Below are 19,047 nucleotides of genomic sequence, written 5' to 3'. Positions count from 1 at the left end.
AGGAAAAAGCATTTGTGGCACTTTTAGCCAAAAACAAATGGGAGTTGAAGGACGAAATAGAAAAATATGAAGGAGAAATCGTTGGCGGCGTTCGCGTAACGGAATCCGGAATATTGGCTGCTGCACATCTTGGTGGAGCTGGTTCAGTGAAGAAATTTTTGAAGAGCAATGGAAAACGCAAATCCAGAGATAGTTACGGAACTTCTGTAAAACAATACATGAGAGATTTTGCAGGGTATGAAACTTCTGGAATTGTGGCAAATAACAATGCCCGAGTACGATAATTCATTCTTTTAAATAAAAATAAAAAAACCTGTCGAAAGACAGGTTTTTTTTATGTCTTACATTTTGTGAATAATAAATATTGTTGGTCGGTTGTGTAAATCGATCTTGACATTTTTCCAATCGGAAGCCCTCATGGTTTTGATGTATTCTGTTGGTAAAGTGATATCCGTTGCGATACAAACATGGGTGGAAGGGCTTACCGCCAGTAGAATATCTTCCAACATTTTATTGTTTCTAAAAGGTGTTTCGATAAAAATCTGGGATTGGTTTTTGTCCTGGGATAATTTTTCCAAATTTTTCAGAGCTGTTTTCTTCTCGGACTTATCTATTGGAAGATATCCATTAAATGCAAAACTCTGACCGTTCATTCCGGAAGCCATAATAGCTAACAGAATAGAGGAGGGGCCAACCAGCGGCACTACCTGAATACCTTTTTCATGTGCCAGTTTTACAATTACCGCGCCGGGGTCAGCTACGCCTGGGCAACCAGCTTCAGACATTAAACCAATGTTTTTGCCTTCTAATAAAGGCTTGATCATTTCGGCATGTTCTGATTTTTCGGTATGTTTGTTTAAAGCACTTAATCGTAATGTTGCCTGCACTTTTTCGGGATTAATGCTTTTTATAAATTTTCTTGCTGTTTTTTCATTTTCAACAATATAATCGTCAATAAAATCTACCGCTCTTTTTACGGTTTGAGGCAACACGTCCATAGGGTCGCCTTCGCCCAAAGTGGTTGGAATAAGGTATAGTTTTCCTAAAAAAGTAGTGGGTTTCATGTTGTGTAATTTATTAACGGCGAAGGTAATGAAATTATGATTGTTTTTTTATGGCAACGAATCCATTTGTTGTAGTTTTTGGAATTGTGTTCTCTTTAGAATTGTGGCCTAGCCCAGATGGGAGTGGAAAGCCTCGAAGTTTTAAAAACCTTTTTTATTAAAAGAACAGAGCGACCAAAGAAGCTCCTGTTATTTTTTTAGAAAAAAGAGGTTTTGAAAGTAGAGCTTGGAGCGGACAGCCGGAATAGCTTCTGAAAAAATTAACCGTGAAGCTTTATTAGTTTTTTTGCAATAATGTCACAAGTCTCGTCAAGCATTTCGTAGACGGTATCAAAACCGTTTTGCAAACCATAATACGGATCTGGGACGTCTACATTTTCATCTGGAAATAATTCATTCAAAATCAGATGAACTTTCTTTTTATGCTTTTCTGTTTTGGCTAAAAAAAGAACATCGTCATAATTACTGCTGTCCATCACATAAATATAATCGAAAGTATCGAAGTCGCTTATCGAGAATTGACGGCCTCTTTGATTGGAAATGTCCAAGCCATTTTTTAACGCAGCAGCGATAGAGCGCTCGTCAGGTTGTTTTCCGACATGCCAAGGACCGGTTCCGGCAGAATCGACTGTGAATTTGTCTTTAGGAAGTTTGGAGGCTAAAAGTCCTTCTGCCAATGGCGAACGACAAATATTTCCCAGGCAGACCATTAAGATTTTGACAGGCATTTATAGCGATAGTTTCTTGTGAATGTCTTCTACATATTTCTTGAATTGCTTGTCGGTAGAAACTAGATTGTCTACTGTTTTGCAAGCGTGTAAAACCGTTGCGTGATCGCGATCCCCAATTTGAGAACCGATATTCGCTAAAGAAGCTTTGGTGAATTTTTTTGCAAAAAACATTGCCAATTGTCTTGCTTGTACCACGTGTCTTTTTCTGGTTTTAGATTGTAGCGTTTCTAAGTCCAATTGAAAATAATCGGAAACGGTTTTTTGAATATAATCAATCGAAACTTCGCGTTTTACATTCTTTACGAATTTCTCAACGACTTGTTTGGCTAAATCTAAAGTAACTTCTTTTTTGTTGAAAGAGGATTGTGCGATTAATGAAATAATGGCACCTTCTAATTCTCTTACGTTCGATTTGATGTTTTTAGCAACATATTCGATAATATCTTCAGGAATCTCAACGCCATCACGGTACAGAATATTCTTTAAAATCGAAATTCTGGTTTCGTAATCGGGTTGGTGTATTTCCGCGGAAAGTCCCCATTTGAAACGGGATAATAAACGTTGCTCAATATCTTGCATGTCAACGGGTGCTTTGTCCGAAGTCAAAATTACCTGTTTTCCATTTTGGTGTAAATAGTTGAAAATGTGGAAAAACACATCTTGTGTTCCTGATTTACCTGAAAGAAACTGAACGTCATCAATAATTAAAACATCAATTAACTGATAGAAATGTATGAAATCATTCCTATTGTTTTTCTTAACCGAATCAATATATTGTTGCGTAAATATTTCAGCAGAAATGTATAAAACCGTTTTTTCCGGATATTTGTCTTTAATTTCAACGCCAATAGCGTGCGCTAAATGCGTTTTACCTAGACCAACACCTCCGAAGATTAATAAAGGATTAAATGAAGTTCCGCCTGGTTTGTTGGCAACAGCCATACCAGCTGAACGTGCTAATCTGTTTGAATCTCCTTCAAGGAAATTGTCAAAACTATAATTGGCATTAAGTTGTGATTCGATTTTTAAATTTCTAATACCAGGAATTACAAATGGATTTTTTAATTCAGGGCTTAGGTTTTTAAATGGCGCATCGACTTCTTGTGCTTTCATCGGACCTCTATGGGCACTTGGCAATTGTTCCGTAAACGGTTGTTTATTGCCATAAGTGTTTTCCATTTTAATTTTATAGAGTAACTTTGCGTTTTTTCCGAGTTCTTTGGTTAATGCCACTTTTAATAATTTTACATAGTGCTCTTCCAACCATTCGTAGAAAAATTTACTAGGTACTTGAATATATAATGCGTTATCGGTTAGCTCAACTGATTTAATAGGTTCAAACCAAGTCTTATAAGCTTGATCTTGAATATTGTCTTTTATGAAAGACAGACAGTTTTCCCATACTGATTGCGCAGTTTTGCTCATATATTCTTTTAAATTAGTGTTATTATCAATGTTTATCTTACAAAAGAAAATGAACTTCTTTTGTGTTTTTTAGGGAACACAAATATGTGAACAAAAATCGTTAAAAAAAAATAAAAGACAGATTGATTTTTTGAAAATATTGTTGTAAGGGTATTTTTAAAAAAGATAAAATAATTGAAATATATAGTATGAAAGAACATCAAATTCAAGTGCGCGTCCGGTACTCAGAAACGGATCAAATGGGCGTGGTTTATCACGGAAATTACATTCCTTATTTTGAAATGGGAAGAGTGGAATGGCTCAGAAACAAAGGAGTTTCCTATAAAAGTATGGAAGAAAAAGGGATTGCGCTTCCTATTGTATCTATGAACATTAACTACAAAAAATCAGCGCGTTATGATGAATTGCTGACGGTTAAAACTACGTTTAAAAGCCAGACGTCTGTCAAGATAGAATTTGATTGTGAGATACTCAACGAGGAAAATGAGTTATTAACAACGGCTCAATTTATTTTGGTGTTTGTAAGCCTGAAAACGGGTCGCCCGACTGCTCCACCGGAATACATAAAAGAGCTTTTGGAAGCGATGGAAGACTAAAAAATTAATCTATTTTTTTTATAGTAATTTCAAACAAAGAATTAAAAATGTCGAATACCATTTCGGCATTTTTTTTTCGCGTTGCGATTTCAATTTCACAACTCAATTCCATTTTTTGGGCAATGATTTCCAGATTTTTTTCTTTGATGACACGCATGACTTTGTTCATGTTTTTGTAATCGAAAGAAATAAGGTAATGGACATCAATTGTTTTTTCGATAATCTCCGAAACTTCCAAAGCCATTTGAGCTGTTGTTTTATATGCAGAAATCAATCCGCCCACACCTAATTTCACGCCTCCAAAAAAACGAACAACCACGATTAAAATATTAGTCAACCCAAAAGATTGGATCTGACCATAAATGGGCATTCCCGCACTATTGCTGGGCTCGCCATCATCATTTGCCCGAAAAGAGATTTTATCAGTCCCCATTTGATAAGCATAACAAAAATGACCAGCACCAAAATGCTCTTTTCTTAACTGTTCTAAATGAGTTTTTATTTCGGATTCGGTAGAAACAGGAAAAGCATATCCAAAGAATTTGCTATTCTTTTCTTTAAATAAAACTGCTGACGAAGGAAATCCGATGGTTTTGTAGGTGTCTTTAAATTCCAAAAGAGGGTAATGCTTCTAAATTATTTTTTTATCATACAAATCAACGACATCTTCCTTACCTAACTGCAAGTTCCAAACTTTAAGGCCAACCGAGGCAGCGACATCTGTATTTTCTTTACTGTCATCAATGTATAAAGTTCGTTTTGGCGATAAGTCGTGTTTTTTGATAATATAATTAAAAATCTCTACATCGGGTTTTCGCAGACCCAACTCGAAAGAAAAATAGACTTTTTCAAAGCACTGATAAAAATCCCGGTAAAAGGACATTCCTGCTTTATGCTGAAATTTCTCGATATGCATAGGATCTGTATTGCTCAACAAAAACAAGCGGTATTTTAGCGAAAGCATTTGAAGAAATTCCAATCGGTATAAAGGCATCGGGTGCTCTGATATAATGGAATTCCATGCATAACGAATGTCTTCTATTGTAGCGTCGGGTAAATGTTTCTGGAATCCTTCTATAAACTGAAGTTCCGAAATTTTTCCTATTTCAAATTGTAAGTTGAGTTCTTTTAAATCATCTGACCATTCTTTTAAACCTAATTTTGAAAACTCAGCAATTGGAGCTTCTTTATCGAGATTGATAAAAACATCTCCAAAATCAAAAATAATTGTATTAATCATAGTTTCGAAAGATTAAAAGTTCATCATTGTGTATTGATTGTTTTTCTATGTTTTTTGTATTTAAAATAGGTGCTTTCGTTCCGTTTTTTAAATCTAAATTTCCTTTAAAAACCCTCGCTTCGTCCCAAAAGTTCGAATCTATGAATGTCTGCAAGGTTTGTCTACCGCCTTCAATAATTACGGATTGGATTTCGTGCTGATATAAAACGCGAACAATTTGTTCAGCGACTTTCTTTTCGAAATCAATCTTTTCGAACTGAATATTGTCTTTTATAGAAGGAAATATTGAATTCGAAATAATAATGGTTTTCACCGGACTATCAAAGATATAACTTTCTTTTGAAATACGATTGTTTCTGTCGATAACAATTCTAACGGGATGACTTCCAGTCCAGTCCCTTACATTCAGTTTTGGATTGTCATCAACAACAGTTTGTGTTCCGACAAGGATTGCCTGTTCTTCGCTTCGCCATTTATGAACCAGCTGTCTGGAATAGGTATTGGTAATCCAAACGGGTTTTTGTTCTGATTTTTCTTTTGGACTAATAAAACCATCTTGACTTTCGGCCCATTTCAAAATAATATAAGGTCTTTTCTTTTGATGAAAAGTAAAAAAGCGTTTGTTCAATTCATGACATTCGTCTTCCAGAATGCCAATAGTTACATTTTTTCCGGCTTCAATTAATCTTTTTATTCCGTTGCCTGCCACTTTTATATTTGGATCAATGGTTCCGATAACTACATTTGGAATTTGATGCTGAATAATCAAATCGCAGCACGGTGGCGTTTTTCCAAAATGACTACAGGGTTCTAAACTCACATAAATTGTGGCTTTTTTTAATAATGATTTGTCTTTTACGGAATTTATCGCATTGACTTCGGCATGGGGTTCGCCTGATTTTTTATGCCAGCCTTCGCCTATAATTTTATTTTCAAATACAATTACACTCCCAACCAATGGGTTAGGATAAGTGGTTCCTAAGCCATTTTTGGCTAAATCTATACAGCGTTTTATGTATTTTTCATGTATCTTCACCTCACAAAAATACCATTTTAAAAACAGAATGAAAAGTATAATTATTAGAGAAATTCAAAAAGAGGATAACGCTGCTGTAGCTCAGGTTGTCAGAACTGTTTTGATAGAATTGAACGTTCCAAAAGTAGGGACGGCCTATGCTGATCCGCAATTGGACTTCATGTTTGAAGCCTATAATAAGTCAAAAGCAGTTTATTTTGTGGCTGAAAATAACGGAAAAATTATTGGAGTGGCAGGAGTGAGTCAACTTGAAAACGAAGCGAAAACGATTTGCGAATTACAAAAAATGTATTTTCTGCCCGAAGCCCGTGGCTTAGGTTTAGGTGCGCAAATGATGGAACGATGCTTGCAAAGCGCCAAAGATTTTGGGTTCGAAAAATGCTATCTCGAAACGATGCCCTATATGGAAGCTGCCCAAAAGCTTTATAAAAAAGTGGGTTTTGAATATCTTTGCGAGCCTATGGGAAATACGGGACATACTTCTTGTCCGGTTTGGATGATTAAGGAATTATAAGTTTATTTAAAATGAAAATTAGAGAATACCGTACCCATTTTATCCAAGAACTCACACCGATTTATGATGCCGGTGAAGCGGAAAGTTTTTTCTATTTGATTTTAGAAGAAAAGCTTCAGATGAAAAGAATTGATTTGGCTCTAAATCCTGATTTGATTTTTTCTGAGGATGCAATTCAAAATTGGGATGCTATTTTGGAGGAATTAAAACTCGAAATTCCCATTCAATATATTTTAGGTAAAACCAGTTTCTACGGTTTGGATTTTGAAGTCAATGAAAATGTATTGATTCCAAGACCGGAAACCGAAGAATTGGTCGATTGGATTATTAAAGAAGATTCAAAGATTAAAGGATTGAAGGATTTAAAGATTTTAGACATTGGAACCGGTAGTGGCTGTATTGCAATTTCATTGGCTAAAAATCTGCCGAATGCTCAGGTTTACGCGATTGATGTTTCGGAGCAAGCTTTGGCTACAGCCGAAAAAAATGCAAAACGGAATAATGTGAACATTATTTTTATTCAAAAAGACATTCTTACCACGGAAGATTTAGAACAACAATTTGATATTATTGTTTCTAATCCGCCTTATGTTCGGAATTTAGAAAAAGAGGAAATCAAGAAAAATGTATTAAATAATGAACCACATTTGGCGCTTTTTGTCGAAGACAACGACGCTTTGATTTTCTATACAAAAATTGCTGATTTAGCACAAAAGAATCTTTCCGAGAACGGACAATTGTACTTTGAAATCAACCAATATCTTGGAAAAGAAATGATTGCATTGCTTCAAAATCTGAATTTCAAAAATATAGAACTTCGAAAAGATATTTATGGAAATGATAGGATGACGAAAGCTACTCGTAACGCAAAGCTTCAATCGGATCTAGTTTAGAAGCCTTTAATGCCGGATAAGAACCGGAAACCACTGCAACGATAAACGTAGTAATAAACGCCGCAACAATAGCACTCCATGGAATCACAAAACTGAAATCGATGGCTGACGAAATGCCATAACCAATCAGGATTCCCAAAATAATTCCGACTAAACCACCCAATTGTCCAATGATTAAGGTTTCTACAAAAAATTGAAAAGCAATCGTACTTCTTTTGGCGCCAAGTGCTTTTCGAACGCCGATTTCCCTTGTTCTTTCGGTAACGGAAACTAGCATAATGTTCATCAAAGCAATCGAAGAACCAAAAATAGTAATGATACCAATAATCCATGCTGATGCACTTAAGACTCCAGTTATTTCTGATATTCTATTGATTAAATCATCACTTCTGGAAACTCCGAAATTATTTTCCTGGACCGGATTTAGTTTTCGAACCCTGCGCATCGTAATACTGGCATTGTCGACTGCTTCGTTTAATAATTCTTCTTTGGCTACCATAACGCTCATTGTATAATTGATGTTTGGTGCTGTAAATAAGGAGCGCGCCACTTGAATCGGAATTAAAACGCGCAAATCCTGACTGTTTCCAAAAGTGGAACCTTTTTCTTTCAGTACGCCAATAACTTTGAATTTGGCACCTCGAACGGAAATAATTTTATCAATAGGATTAACATCTTTCAGTAATCCTTTTTCAAAATCTGACCCCACAATACAGACATACGCATTATTGTCAATATCAAAACCTGTAAAATTTCTTCCTAAAGTGGTTTCTAATCCGGAATTGTTCAAAAAATGCTCGTCGACACCTACAACTGAAATTTCAGGATCTGTTTTTTTGGCTTCAAATTTCACTTCAGCTCTTGAAGTCGCCGTAAAAGAAAGTGAGGTTTGCGTAAAAGGATATTTGTAGCTTTCCTTAAAGGCCTTGGCTTCAGGATAGGAAATAATCGGATTTATCTTTTCAAGTTCATCACCACCACGATTTCTTACCCTGGTTTCATATTGATTGATGTTGAAAGTATTCGAACCCATCGAAGCAAAATTCGAGGATAACGTATTTTTTAGTGCCGAAACTACCGTTAAAATCCCGACCAAAGCGGTAATTCCAATAGCAATAATTAATATGGTCAGAATTGTTCTTAATAATTGGGTTCGGATAGAACTTAGCGCAATTCGGATATTTTCTTTAATCAGGTTAAACATAGCGGGATTTTGAAGGCACTAAAGTAATAATTTTTAGTGAACTGATTTTTATTTTTTGTGCGAATGTTTTGCTTTTTTTGGCAACTTATCGCTAAACGAATATGCAAATCAACGAATAAACCTTATTTTTGCAACTTCAAAATCATTAAAATTAAAATGGCACAAAAACCGAGTATTCCAAAAGGCACGCGCGACTTTTCACCAATGGAAGTGGCAAAACGTCAATATATTATTCAAATTATAAAAAGCAATTTCGAGAAATTTGGTTTTCAGCCTATCGAAACGCCGTCTTTTGAAAACTCCGAAACCTTAATGGGGAAATATGGGGAAGAAGGAGATAGATTGATTTTTAAGATTTTGAATTCCGGGGATTACTTAGGGAAAGTTGATGAAACTTTATTGCAAAATAGGGAGAGTAACAAATTAACTTCAAGTATTTCCGAAAAAGCATTGCGTTATGACTTAACTGTTCCATTCGCGCGTTACGTAGTACAACACCAAAATGATATTGAATTTCCATTCAAAAGATACCAAATCCAACCGGTTTGGCGTGCTGACCGTCCGCAAAAAGGACGTTTCAGAGAGTTTTATCAGTGTGATGCCGATGTGGTGGGTTCTACCTCATTATGGCAGGAAGTAGAATTAGTTCAATTGTATGATTCTGTTTTTACGACTTTAGGTTTAGAAGGCGTAACAATCAAAATTAATAACAGAAAAATCTTATCTGGAATTGCGGAAGTTATTGGTGCTTCGGATAAATTAATTGATTTTACGGTTGCTTTAGATAAGTTAGACAAAATAGGAGAAGACGGTGTGAAAACCGAAATGATTGAAAAAGGAATTTCAGCGGAAGCGATAACCAAAGTACAGCCTTTGTTCAACTTCACCGGAACAATTTCGGAAAAAATAGAAAAATTATCCCAACTTTTGGCTTTGTCAGAAGAAGGAATGAAAGGAGTTTCAGAGTTGCAGTTTATTTGTGATAACGTGATGAATCTTGGATTGAGTACCTCAATTTTAGATTTAGATGTAACGCTGGCGCGAGGATTGAATTATTATACAGGTGCTATTTTTGAAGTGGCTCCACCAAAATCAGTTTCGATGGGTTCTATTGGCGGTGGCGGAAGATATGATGATTTGACCGGGATTTTCGGTTTGAAAAATATGAGTGGTGTGGGGATTTCTTTTGGATTGGACCGGATTTATCTGGTTATCGAAGAATTGAATTTATTTCCGGAAACCGTTACCTCAACATCAAAAGCATTGTTTATCAATTATGGTGAAAAAGAATCTTTTTATTCTATGAAAGCCATTAAGGAATTGAGGACTTTTGGAATCAAAGTAGAACTATATCCTGATAATGTGAAAGTAGGTAAACAGTTTCAGCATGCTGATAAGCGCAGTATTCCCTTTGCAGTAATCGTTGGGGAAGAAGAAATGAAAAACAACCAATTTGCTTTGAAAAACTTAGTTTCCGGAGAACAGATTACTTTGGATTTTGACGGATTGAAAGAAGCTTTGCTATAAATTTTTGACCAGTTTAATTTGACAAACTAATTGCTTAGATATTGTTTCTATAAAAAAAGCTTCCCAATATCAGGAAGCTTTTTTTACGAAATTATTTTCCGTTATTTGATAATTATTTTTTTACTGATATTTCCTTTGGTTGTTTTAACTTTTGCAATGTAAGTACCGGCGCTTAAGCTTTTAACTGGAATTTGTATGTTTTGTTGTGCTTCGTTTTCTACGTCCCAATTCGAAATAGGCTGACCTAATATATTGAAAAGATATACTGCACTTACTGTTGTATCGATACTATTATTTTTGATATTTAAAACATTATTACTGTTTGTAAAAAACACAGAAATTCCATTATTTAAATTATTGTCATCAACATTCAGAGCTTGATTTGCAAAACGTAAAGAGAAACGATTGTTGTATGCGCCAACAGGAAGAGAAATTGTAAAATCACTATTTTTAATATCGTGATAAATACCTGTTAAGTTGTCATGTAGAAAAATTTCGGTATTTTCAGGAACATTTTCCAAAGCATCAATTTTAATGGTACTTATACCAATACTCGTCACATTAAGACCTAATGGAATTATTTGACCAACATTAAAATCAGGTACAGCCTGAATCACAAATTTGCAATTACTAAATTCCCAATACATATCCTCACCATTTATATCTGCAATTGGTGCATCGTAACCAATATCAAAAAGATTCGTTGTGCTGCTATCTGCACCCACTAATATTTGTCGATGCAGCCCAGAGGGAGAATCAAATTTTAATCTAATTTTTGGTCTATAGTCATTATCTGCTGAAGCTGAAGTAGTATTATTTTCTGTTCTATAGAACACGGAATTGCTCACGGATTCTACTTTAAACGCTCTTTGACTATTTTTGAAAGCTATTGGGCCTCCTGTTACTGCCGTACTTAAATTTGGATTGTTGGTTATAAGAGCAGGGTCTAAAAAACTTTGAATAAAAAATCCTTGTCCCACAGCTATATATTTTCCAGGAATTTTTAACCCGGCCGAACCATCATTGATATTCAAAGGACTGTTCGCTATTGCAACTACACCTCCCATTAAAGTATAGGTAGCATAGCCTCCAACATATTGAGCCAGAAAATGAGTTTGCCCACCAAAGTGATCCCAAAAGTAAAGAGCACCATTAAAAGCATTTAATGTTGCGTTTCCTAGACCATCTTTGATATTATTTTTAATGAACTCATCTGCATTTAAAGCTGAAGGATACGGGTTTCCTATTAAATAACTTTGATTTGGACCGATGTTTAATGAAATGTTTCCATTATTTGGTTTTCCCGCAAAAACATAATTTTGCAGCGTTAAAAATGATGCGGTTCCATTAGTTCCTTTCATAGTATAACCTTCTCCTACTTTTATAGTTCCTGCGCTTCCGACAGCTTGCCATGAAAAATAACTATTAGTACTGGCAGCATATTTATATATCCAACTGTTACTAATTCTTATTGGATTTGATGCCGTACCATCTGCAGTGTAAGCGCCATCTGCAAAGTAAACGCCATTTCCAAAATTTATAGTATTTGGATTAAATGGATATGTTGAAACATCTGTACCATCTCTTAAAATACTAGCAATTGAATAATTAAGATTATCCGCGCTTACTGGTGAAGACCAGTAATCATAATTGAAACTACTTTTAGTTCCTTGCTGATCTCTCAATAGTTTCCCTGTCCCTCCATTTGTATTAGCTGCGATTCCGGCTTGAACTAATTGGGCTTCTCCGGTTAAACGCAAATCACCGCTTAATAAGGAGAGGTTATTTAAAACTGTTAATTCAAATGCATTTGCGACACTTATTCCTTTGGCGCCATTTGAATTATTTAAGGTTAAATTATAAAAACCTTCTTGCGCTTTTATGCCTTCATTTATAGTTTGAACCTGATTTGTAGTAGTACCTTTAAATGTAACAGTTCCTATTCCGGGAGTAAAGTTTCCGCTGTTTATCCAGTTGCGACTAATTTCCAAATCTGAAACTCCAATGGTAGCCATGCTAGCAGAGGCTCCGCTTCCTATAATCAAATCTTGTGCACTGGCAATATTGGAATATGCCGCAGCAAATGTAGAGTTTGCAGGATCTATGACGGGCATATTTAGACTATTTCCACTTGGAATTGTTGGAATTTGGGCATCTATGGTGCTCGATGGTAAGCCGCCAGCCCAGTTGCGGCAATCGAACCAATCGGTACTTATTAAACCTGTCCATAAACCTGGTGTCCCATTTAGAACGGTTACCATTGCAGAACCGGTGAAGTCTTCTGGTTTGGCAGTACATCTTGAATCAATCAATGCAGTAACGGTATAAGTTTTAGTTGTTGTCATATTACTAACATTGAAAGTATATGGATTCGTACTGGTACTTACCGTTGTTGGTGTTGTACCATCAGTATACGTTATTGTCCATGGACCCACGCCTGTTAATGCAATACTAAAATTAGCAGTTCCATTATAACAAATGGTTTGATTTACTCCTATGTTTGCAGTAGGTCTTTGATTTACATTTACTGTAACATATACAGTTCCTAGAGGACCAAAACTTGTGCAGCCATTCAGGAATGAAGTTACCGCATAGGTAGTTGTTACGGTCGGCGATACTGTTGCATTTGATGTATTGCTAATAACAGTTCCTGTTACACTGTCAATCCATTGTGTAGCAATAGTTCCGGCAGGTGCTTCTGGAATTCTAATGTTATCTACTGCCCATGAACTTGCTCCTACTCCATGATAATTGAATCGTATTCTCAAGTTTGCTTGATTTAAATAGGGACTCAAATTAATAGCTGGTTCAGGAGTAAAAGCATTATATGGGGTTCGAGTACTTGCGCCACTATACTGAGCCAAAGTAGTGTTGTATGAAAGGCCACCATCAAAGGAAAGCTCAATTTTGACCCATGCACCAACCAATAAATTAAAGGCATGATCAAAATTTAATTCTGGATTGGTCAGGCCAAAAGTATTAAAAATAGGTGTTTCTAATTTGGAATCTAAAGCACCATGAACAATGGCAAACTTACCAATTGAGACATAATTTATACCGGAATAAGTACCTCCATTTGTTGCACTTTCTTTAAATGGGCCAGGATCTGTATTACTATTCCCAGCAGGTAAACAATTTCCACAGCCATCTACCAACCATCCTTCAGGATTTGCGGTATTGAAAGCTCCACCAGAAGCTAGATTTTGACTGGTAGCATATCCACTTGTTGAAGATAGAATTGATGAGTCGCCATTGCAGATGGTTGGAGGAGATGCTTTTACCGGAGATGGTTTAATGTTAGGAATAACTATTACCTCTGCCGCATCGGAATAAACAACAGGGCATGATAATAATCCATTAGTTAAAACAACCCTGAATTTTGTAGTTTGTGTTAAACCTGAGTAATTATATTGTGTAATGCCATTAGTACCCGCTATTGGTGACCATGAAGCTCCTCCTGTTATCGATTTTTCCCATCTGTTAACAATACCGGTATTGCCACTCAGGTATAAAGTACCGCTGGCTAATTGACATCCCGTGGTTACATTTAATCCACCTGGAAGATTTGAAAAAGTAACTGCTCCTTCTACTGGAACCGCTTCAACCACAACAGTTGCTGTTATTGGTGCTCCAATACATCCATCAGCTGTTGGAGTAATGGTGAAGGTTACGGTTTGGGCAGAAATGGTGTTGTTAGTTAAATATCCACTGATATCACCATTTCCACTGGCTGCAATTCCAGTTACATTAATTATATTATTTCTAGTCCAACTAATAGTGGTTGAAGTCACATTACTAGATAAAGCCACGGCTAAAAGTTGAGTTTCTGAACACATTGTTTGTGATGCTGGTGTTGCAGTGGCTGAAGGTGTAGGTTTGTGGATTACCGTGGCTAGACTAGTATCATTAATACAAGGAGCTGTTCCTGTAACGGTATAGGTAAATTCACTTGATGTTGCTCCAATCGCTGGAGTATATGTACCCGTGCTTGCTACAAACGTTCCGCCTGTTCCCGAAGTACGGGTCCAAGTTCCTCCAACTTGCTCGCCAGTAATCAAACCAGACAAATTAATTGCAGTCGAGCTATTATCACATACAGTTATATTTCCATCTGTTCCTGCATTTGGTTGGGTGATAATAATTATAGTAGCTACACTCGAATCATTTATACAAGGAGCTGTTCCAGCAAGAGTATAGGTAAATGTACTTGAAATCGCAGTCGGTTCCGGTGTAAATGTTCCAGTTCCCGCAACCAACGTACCCCCAGTACCTGAAGTACGGATCCAAACTCCGCCAGTTCCTTCACCTGTAATCAGATCAAACAAATTAATCGCAGTTGAACTAGAATTACACACAGTTGTATTCCCATCTGTTCCTGCATTTGGTTGTGGATTTATAGTTATTGTGGCTACGCTTGTATCATTTATACAAGGAGCTGTTCCTGTAAGTGTATATAAAAAGGTACTTGATGTCGCTCCTGCGGCTGGAGTAAAGGTACCTGCTGTATTAAATGTTCCACCAGACCCTGAAGTTTGTGTCCATACTCCTCCAGGTTGTTCGCCAGTAATCAAATTAAACAAATTTATTACTGTGGGACTTGAATCACAAATAGTTGTATTTCCATCAGTTCCTGCATTTGGTTGCGCATTTATGGTAACACTTGTAGTAACTGTTACTGCTGAACATCCTGCACTTGTAGGGGTTGTATATGTTACAATATATGTTCCTGCGGTACTGGTGCTTGGTGTAATAGCTCCTGTTATTGAATTTATAATCAATCCTGCCGTTGAGCTATATGATCCTCCTGTATAAGCTCCCGTTCCTGTTAATGTAACGGTTTGTGCTGTCGCTGTTGATTTACAAAAAGGTGCACTAGCATAACTAATTGCAGCTGTTGGTACTGCTGTAATGGTTATACTTGTAATGACTGCCACTGGCGAGCATCCGGCGCTTGCGGGAATGGTATAGGTTACGGCGTATGTTCCCGCATTACTAGAACTTGGCGTGATGGCTCCAGTCGTTGCATCAATTGTTAATCCTGCTGTAGAGCTATAAACTCCACCAGTATAAGCTCCGGTTCCTGACAGCGTAACTCCTTGTACTGCCACTACTGATTTACAAAAAGGTGTGCCTGAATAACTAATTATTGCAGTTGGTACTGCAGTAATAGTTACACTTGTAGTAACCGGAACTGCTGAACAGCCTCCACTTGCCGGGATTGTATATGTTACAGTATAAATTCCTGCGACACTTGCACTTGGAGTAATGGATCCTGTTGTTGGACTGATGGATAATCCCGCTGTTGAACTATAGACTCCTCCTGTATAGGCCCCAGTTCCTGCTAAAGTAACGACTTGTGCTGCGACTACTGATTTACAAAAAGGTATACCTGTATAATTAATTGTTGCAGTTGGTACTGCTGTAATGGTTATACTTTTTGTAACCGATACTGCTGAGCATCCGGCGCTTGAGGGAATGGTATAGGTTACAATATAGGTTCCTGCAGTACTGGAACTTGGTGTGATGGCTCCGGTTGTTGCATCAATAGTTAATCCTGCTGTAGAACTATATATGCCTCCTGTATAACTCCCTGATCCCGTCAAGGTAGCAACTTGTGGAGTCGCCACTGATTTGCAAAAAGATGTGCTTGTATAACTAATTGTTGCAGTTGGTGTTGCTATAATATCTACAGTTGTATTAAAAGATACCGCTGAGCATCCCGCACTTGCCGGAATAGTATATGTTACAATATATGTTCTTATGTTGCTGGTACTTGGTGTAATAGCTCCTGATGAAGCATCAATTGTTAAGCTTGAATGAGATGAACTGAATGTTCCTCCTGTATAGGCTCCAGTGCCTGTCAATGTAACATTTTGTGCTGTTGTTATTGATTTACAAAACGACGTGCTTGCATAACTAATTGTTGCTGTTGGTACTGCTGTAATGGTTACACTTGTGGTAACTGATACTTCCGAACAGCCTCCGCTTGCTGGAATGGTATAAGTTACAGTATAAACTCCTGCAGCACTTGTACTTGGAGTGATGGCTCCTGTTATTGAACTGATGGATAATCCTGTTGTTGAACTGTAAAATCCTCCTGTAAAGGCTCCAGTTCCTGATAAAGTAACGGCTCGTGCTCCCACTACTGATTTACAAAAAGGTGTGCCTGAGTAACTTATTGATGCTGTCGGTACTGCTGTAATGGTTACACTCGTGGTTATAGGTACTGCTGAACACCCTCCGCTTGCCGGGGTTGTATATGTTACAGTATAAGTTCCTGCTGAACTGACGTTTGGTGTGATGGCTCCCGTTACTGGATTGATAGACAGTCCTGCCGTCGAACTATAAGTTCCACCAGTATAAGCTCCGGTTCCTGTTAATGTAATTCCTTGTGCAGTTGTTAGTGATCTACAAAAAGGTGCTGCATAACTGATAGATGCAGTTGGCAGTGTAGTAATATTTACAGTTGCAACACTGGAGTCATTTACACAAGGAGCAATTCCAATAATTGTATAGGTAAAAGTACTCGAAGTGGCTCCCGCTGCCGGTGCAAATGTTCCTGCGCCAGCATTAAAAGTCCCACCCGTTCCGTTAGTTCTTGTCCAAGTTCCGCCTACATTTTCGCCTGAAATGAGTCCGAACAAATTGATTGGTGTTGTATTGGAATCACAAACAGTTGTATTGCCTGAAGTTCCTGCATTTGGCTGTGGATTTATAGTAATTGTTGCAACACTTGCGTCATTTACACAAGGAGCAATTCCAATAATCGTATAGGTGAAAGTACTCGAAGAGGCTCCCGCTGCGGGTGCAAATGTTCCAGCGCCAGCATTGAATGTTCCACCCGTTCCGGTAGTTCTTGTCCAAGTTCCGCCTAGATCTTCGCCTGTAATGAGTCCAAACAAATTGATTGGTGTTGTATTGGAATCACAAACAGTTGTATTGCCTGAAGTTCCTGCATTTGGCTGTGGATTTATATTTACTGTTGCAACACTTGAGTCATTTACACAAGGAGCAATTCCAATAATCGTATAGGTGAAAGTACTCGAAGAGGCTCCCGCTGCGGGTGCAAATGTTCCAGCGCCAGCATTGAATGTTCCACCCGTTCCGGTAGTTCTTATCCAAGTTCCGCCTAGATCTTCGCCTGAAATGAGTCCAAACAAACTGATTGGTGTTGTATTGGAATCACAAACAGTAGTATTGCCTGAAGTTCCTGCATTTGGTTGTGGATTTATATTTATTGTTGCAACACTTGCGTCATTTACACAAGTAGCAATTCCAATAATCGTATAGGTAAAAGTACTTGAAATGGCTCCCGCTGCCGGAGTAAAAGTTCCTGCGCCCGCATTGAATGTTCCCCCGGTTCCGGTATTTCTTACCCAAGTTCCACCTAAATCTTCGCCTGAAATGAGTCCAAACAAATTGATTGCCGCTATATTGGAATCACAAACAGTAGTAGTGCTGGATGTTCCTGCATCTGGCTGTGGATTTATATTTATTGTTGCAACACTTGAGTCATCTACACATGGAGCAATTCCAGTAACTGTATAGGTAAAAGTACTCGAAGAGGCTCCCGCTGCCGGAGTGAAAGTTCCTGCGCCCGCATTGAATGTTCCACCGGTTCCGGTAGTTCTTGTCCAAGTTCCACCCACATCTTCGCCTGAAATTAGTCCAAACAAATTGATTGCAGCAGTACTGGAATCACAAACAGTAGTATTGCCTGAAGTTCCTGCATTTGGCTGTGGATTTATAGTAATTGTTATAGGTGCTGAAGTATCAGTACAGCTACTAGCATCTGTGACTGTGACTGTATAACTTCCTGAAGTGGATACAATAATAGAACTAGTTGTAGCTCCTGTTGACCATAAATAGGTATTACCTACCGAAGCGGTTAATGTTACGTTATCGCCTTGGCAAAAAGTTATTGGACCAGAAGGAGTTATCGTTGGTATACATTGTCCAAAACCATAAAAAGAACAAAATAACAACAGAATTACAAGAGGGTGAATTTTTTTCATGATTTTAAGACTAATGATTAAACAAATATGTTTTTCAGTATTTAATAAACTCATATATGAATCACCACCTATAATAAAATCTTTGAATAAAAACTTGCGCTATTATTTTTACGATTTAGGATGCCGTAATAATTAAAAAATTCGACTCATTATTTTTTAAATCAGCTGAAACTAAAAAAGAATATACTCGAATTTCATATAAATCACTAGGTAGTTTTCATCATAATGCAATGATTGTTTCGGTTAAGTATCTTAAAATTAATAATTTAATAAATAGGTAGACTTGAATTATCTGAGTTTTCGATGAATTGAATTTAACCATCGATTAACTACACTATTTCATAAATTTTAGACTTTAATTCAATTGTAAGGGATTTAAAGACCTTGAAAAAAAGTATTTTTCAATAGAAATTGAACTAAAGAATATCGGGTTGAAGTTGTTGAAGACAAGAAAAATAAACAGATTTTTTTGAATGATTGATATCGAATGGCATCAAAGCAAAATTTCAGGAAATTGTTGTGCTATTTATAAAGAGATTCATAAAATCAAGAGTGGTAAGGATATTTCGTTTGAATCGAATAAAATTTATTTTGCAAAAATGTTAGCCAAAGTCTAAACTGTTGTTTATTAATTATGGATAAAAAGGAACTTTTTGTTTGATGGATGTCATCAAGAAATTGAGGGAGAGAAATAAATGATAAAAAAACCAATAGGTTTTTAAAAATTTGATTTCGTACAAACAAAAATCAGTTTAGAAGGATTGAAAGAAATCCTGAAATAATTAAAAGGCCGTCAAAATTA

General features: G+C 36.8%; 12 protein-coding genes and 1 pseudogene. 5 read left to right on the top strand and 8 right to left on the bottom strand.

Annotated elements, in window-relative coordinates; all coding sequences use genetic code 11:
- Positions 1–284, top strand: a pseudogene (locus tag VI621_RS06470) (peptidoglycan-binding protein LysM); the annotation flags it as partial.
- Between the two features lie 57 nt (positions 285–341).
- Here VI621_RS06470 and VI621_RS06465 read toward each other — a convergent pair.
- The 3 genes from VI621_RS06465 to dnaA all read right to left on the bottom strand — a co-directional run bounded on the left by VI621_RS06465 (position 342) and on the right by dnaA (position 3,220).
- Positions 342–1,064: an SAM-dependent methyltransferase gene (locus VI621_RS06465; RefSeq protein ID WP_324217566.1), complete on the bottom strand. Its 723-nt coding sequence runs from the start codon at positions 1,062–1,064 to the stop codon at positions 342–344.
- A gap of 260 nt (positions 1,065–1,324) precedes the next feature.
- Entirely contained in the window at positions 1,325–1,792 is a 468-nt protein-coding gene (locus VI621_RS06460) for a low molecular weight protein-tyrosine-phosphatase (protein WP_324217565.1), read from the bottom strand.
- Positions 1,793–3,220: a chromosomal replication initiator protein DnaA gene (dnaA, locus tag VI621_RS06455; protein ID WP_324217564.1), complete on the bottom strand. Its 1,428-nt coding sequence runs from the start codon at positions 3,218–3,220 to the stop codon at positions 1,793–1,795.
- A gap of 188 nt (positions 3,221–3,408) precedes the next feature.
- On the opposite strand from dnaA, the gene VI621_RS06450 reads away from it, so the two are divergent.
- Positions 3,409–3,816 carry a thioesterase family protein gene (locus VI621_RS06450; RefSeq protein ID WP_324217563.1) on the top strand — a complete coding sequence of 136 codons (408 nt, stop codon included), beginning with the start codon at positions 3,409–3,411 and terminating at the stop codon, positions 3,814–3,816.
- Between the two features lie 4 nt (positions 3,817–3,820).
- Here the strand turns inward: VI621_RS06450 and VI621_RS06445 are convergent, their stop codons facing one another.
- The 3 genes from VI621_RS06445 to ribD are packed head-to-tail and all read right to left on the bottom strand — an operon-like array spanning position 3,821 to position 6,092.
- Positions 3,821–4,432: a YigZ family protein gene (locus tag VI621_RS06445; protein ID WP_324217562.1), complete on the bottom strand. Its 612-nt coding sequence runs from the start codon at positions 4,430–4,432 to the stop codon at positions 3,821–3,823.
- A 15-nt stretch (positions 4,433–4,447) separates the two neighbouring features.
- Positions 4,448–5,056: an HAD family phosphatase gene (locus VI621_RS06440; RefSeq protein ID WP_324217561.1), complete on the bottom strand. Its 609-nt coding sequence runs from the start codon at positions 5,054–5,056 to the stop codon at positions 4,448–4,450.
- On the bottom strand, positions 5,049–6,092 hold the full coding sequence (ribD, locus tag VI621_RS06435; RefSeq protein ID WP_324217560.1) for a bifunctional diaminohydroxyphosphoribosylaminopyrimidine deaminase/5-amino-6-(5-phosphoribosylamino)uracil reductase RibD: 1,044 nt from the start codon (positions 6,090–6,092) through the stop codon (positions 5,049–5,051). The genes VI621_RS06440 and ribD overlap by 8 nt, the downstream gene beginning before the upstream one ends.
- A gap of 28 nt (positions 6,093–6,120) precedes the next feature.
- Between ribD and VI621_RS06430 the strand changes: the two genes are divergently transcribed.
- Both VI621_RS06430 and prmC read left to right on the top strand, forming a co-directional pair.
- A complete protein-coding gene (locus VI621_RS06430) occupies positions 6,121–6,606 on the top strand; it encodes a GNAT family N-acetyltransferase (RefSeq protein WP_324217559.1) in 486 nt (161 codons plus the stop codon).
- An 11-nt stretch (positions 6,607–6,617) separates the two neighbouring features.
- Positions 6,618–7,499 (top strand): peptide chain release factor N(5)-glutamine methyltransferase, encoded by an 882-nt coding sequence (prmC, locus tag VI621_RS06425; RefSeq protein ID WP_324217558.1) that lies wholly within the window; start codon positions 6,618–6,620, stop codon positions 7,497–7,499.
- On the opposite strand, the gene VI621_RS06420 is transcribed toward prmC, so the two are convergent.
- Complete coding sequence (locus tag VI621_RS06420; RefSeq protein WP_324217557.1) at positions 7,462–8,703, bottom strand: ABC transporter permease; 1,242 nt, start codon at positions 8,701–8,703, stop codon at positions 7,462–7,464. The genes prmC and VI621_RS06420 overlap by 38 nt on opposite strands.
- A gap of 156 nt (positions 8,704–8,859) precedes the next feature.
- Between VI621_RS06420 and hisS the strand changes: the two genes are divergently transcribed.
- The gene (gene hisS / locus VI621_RS06415; protein WP_324217556.1) at positions 8,860–10,230 is read left to right on the top strand and encodes a histidine--tRNA ligase; all 1,371 of its coding nucleotides are present in this window, start codon (positions 8,860–8,862) and stop codon (positions 10,228–10,230) included.
- Positions 10,231–10,331: 101 nt separating this feature from the next.
- Here hisS and VI621_RS06410 read toward each other — a convergent pair whose 3' ends face one another.
- Positions 10,332–18,245 carry a PKD-like domain-containing protein gene (locus VI621_RS06410; RefSeq protein ID WP_324217555.1) on the bottom strand — a complete coding sequence of 2,638 codons (7,914 nt, stop codon included), beginning with the start codon at positions 18,243–18,245 and terminating at the stop codon, positions 10,332–10,334.
- Positions 18,246–19,047: the final 802 nt, after the last annotated feature.

Origin of the sequence: Flavobacterium sp. (assembly GCF_035292545.1) — a bacterium.
Classification (GTDB): domain Bacteria; phylum Bacteroidota; class Bacteroidia; order Flavobacteriales; family Flavobacteriaceae; genus Flavobacterium.
This window is presented reverse-complemented; position numbering and strand designations above follow the sequence as displayed.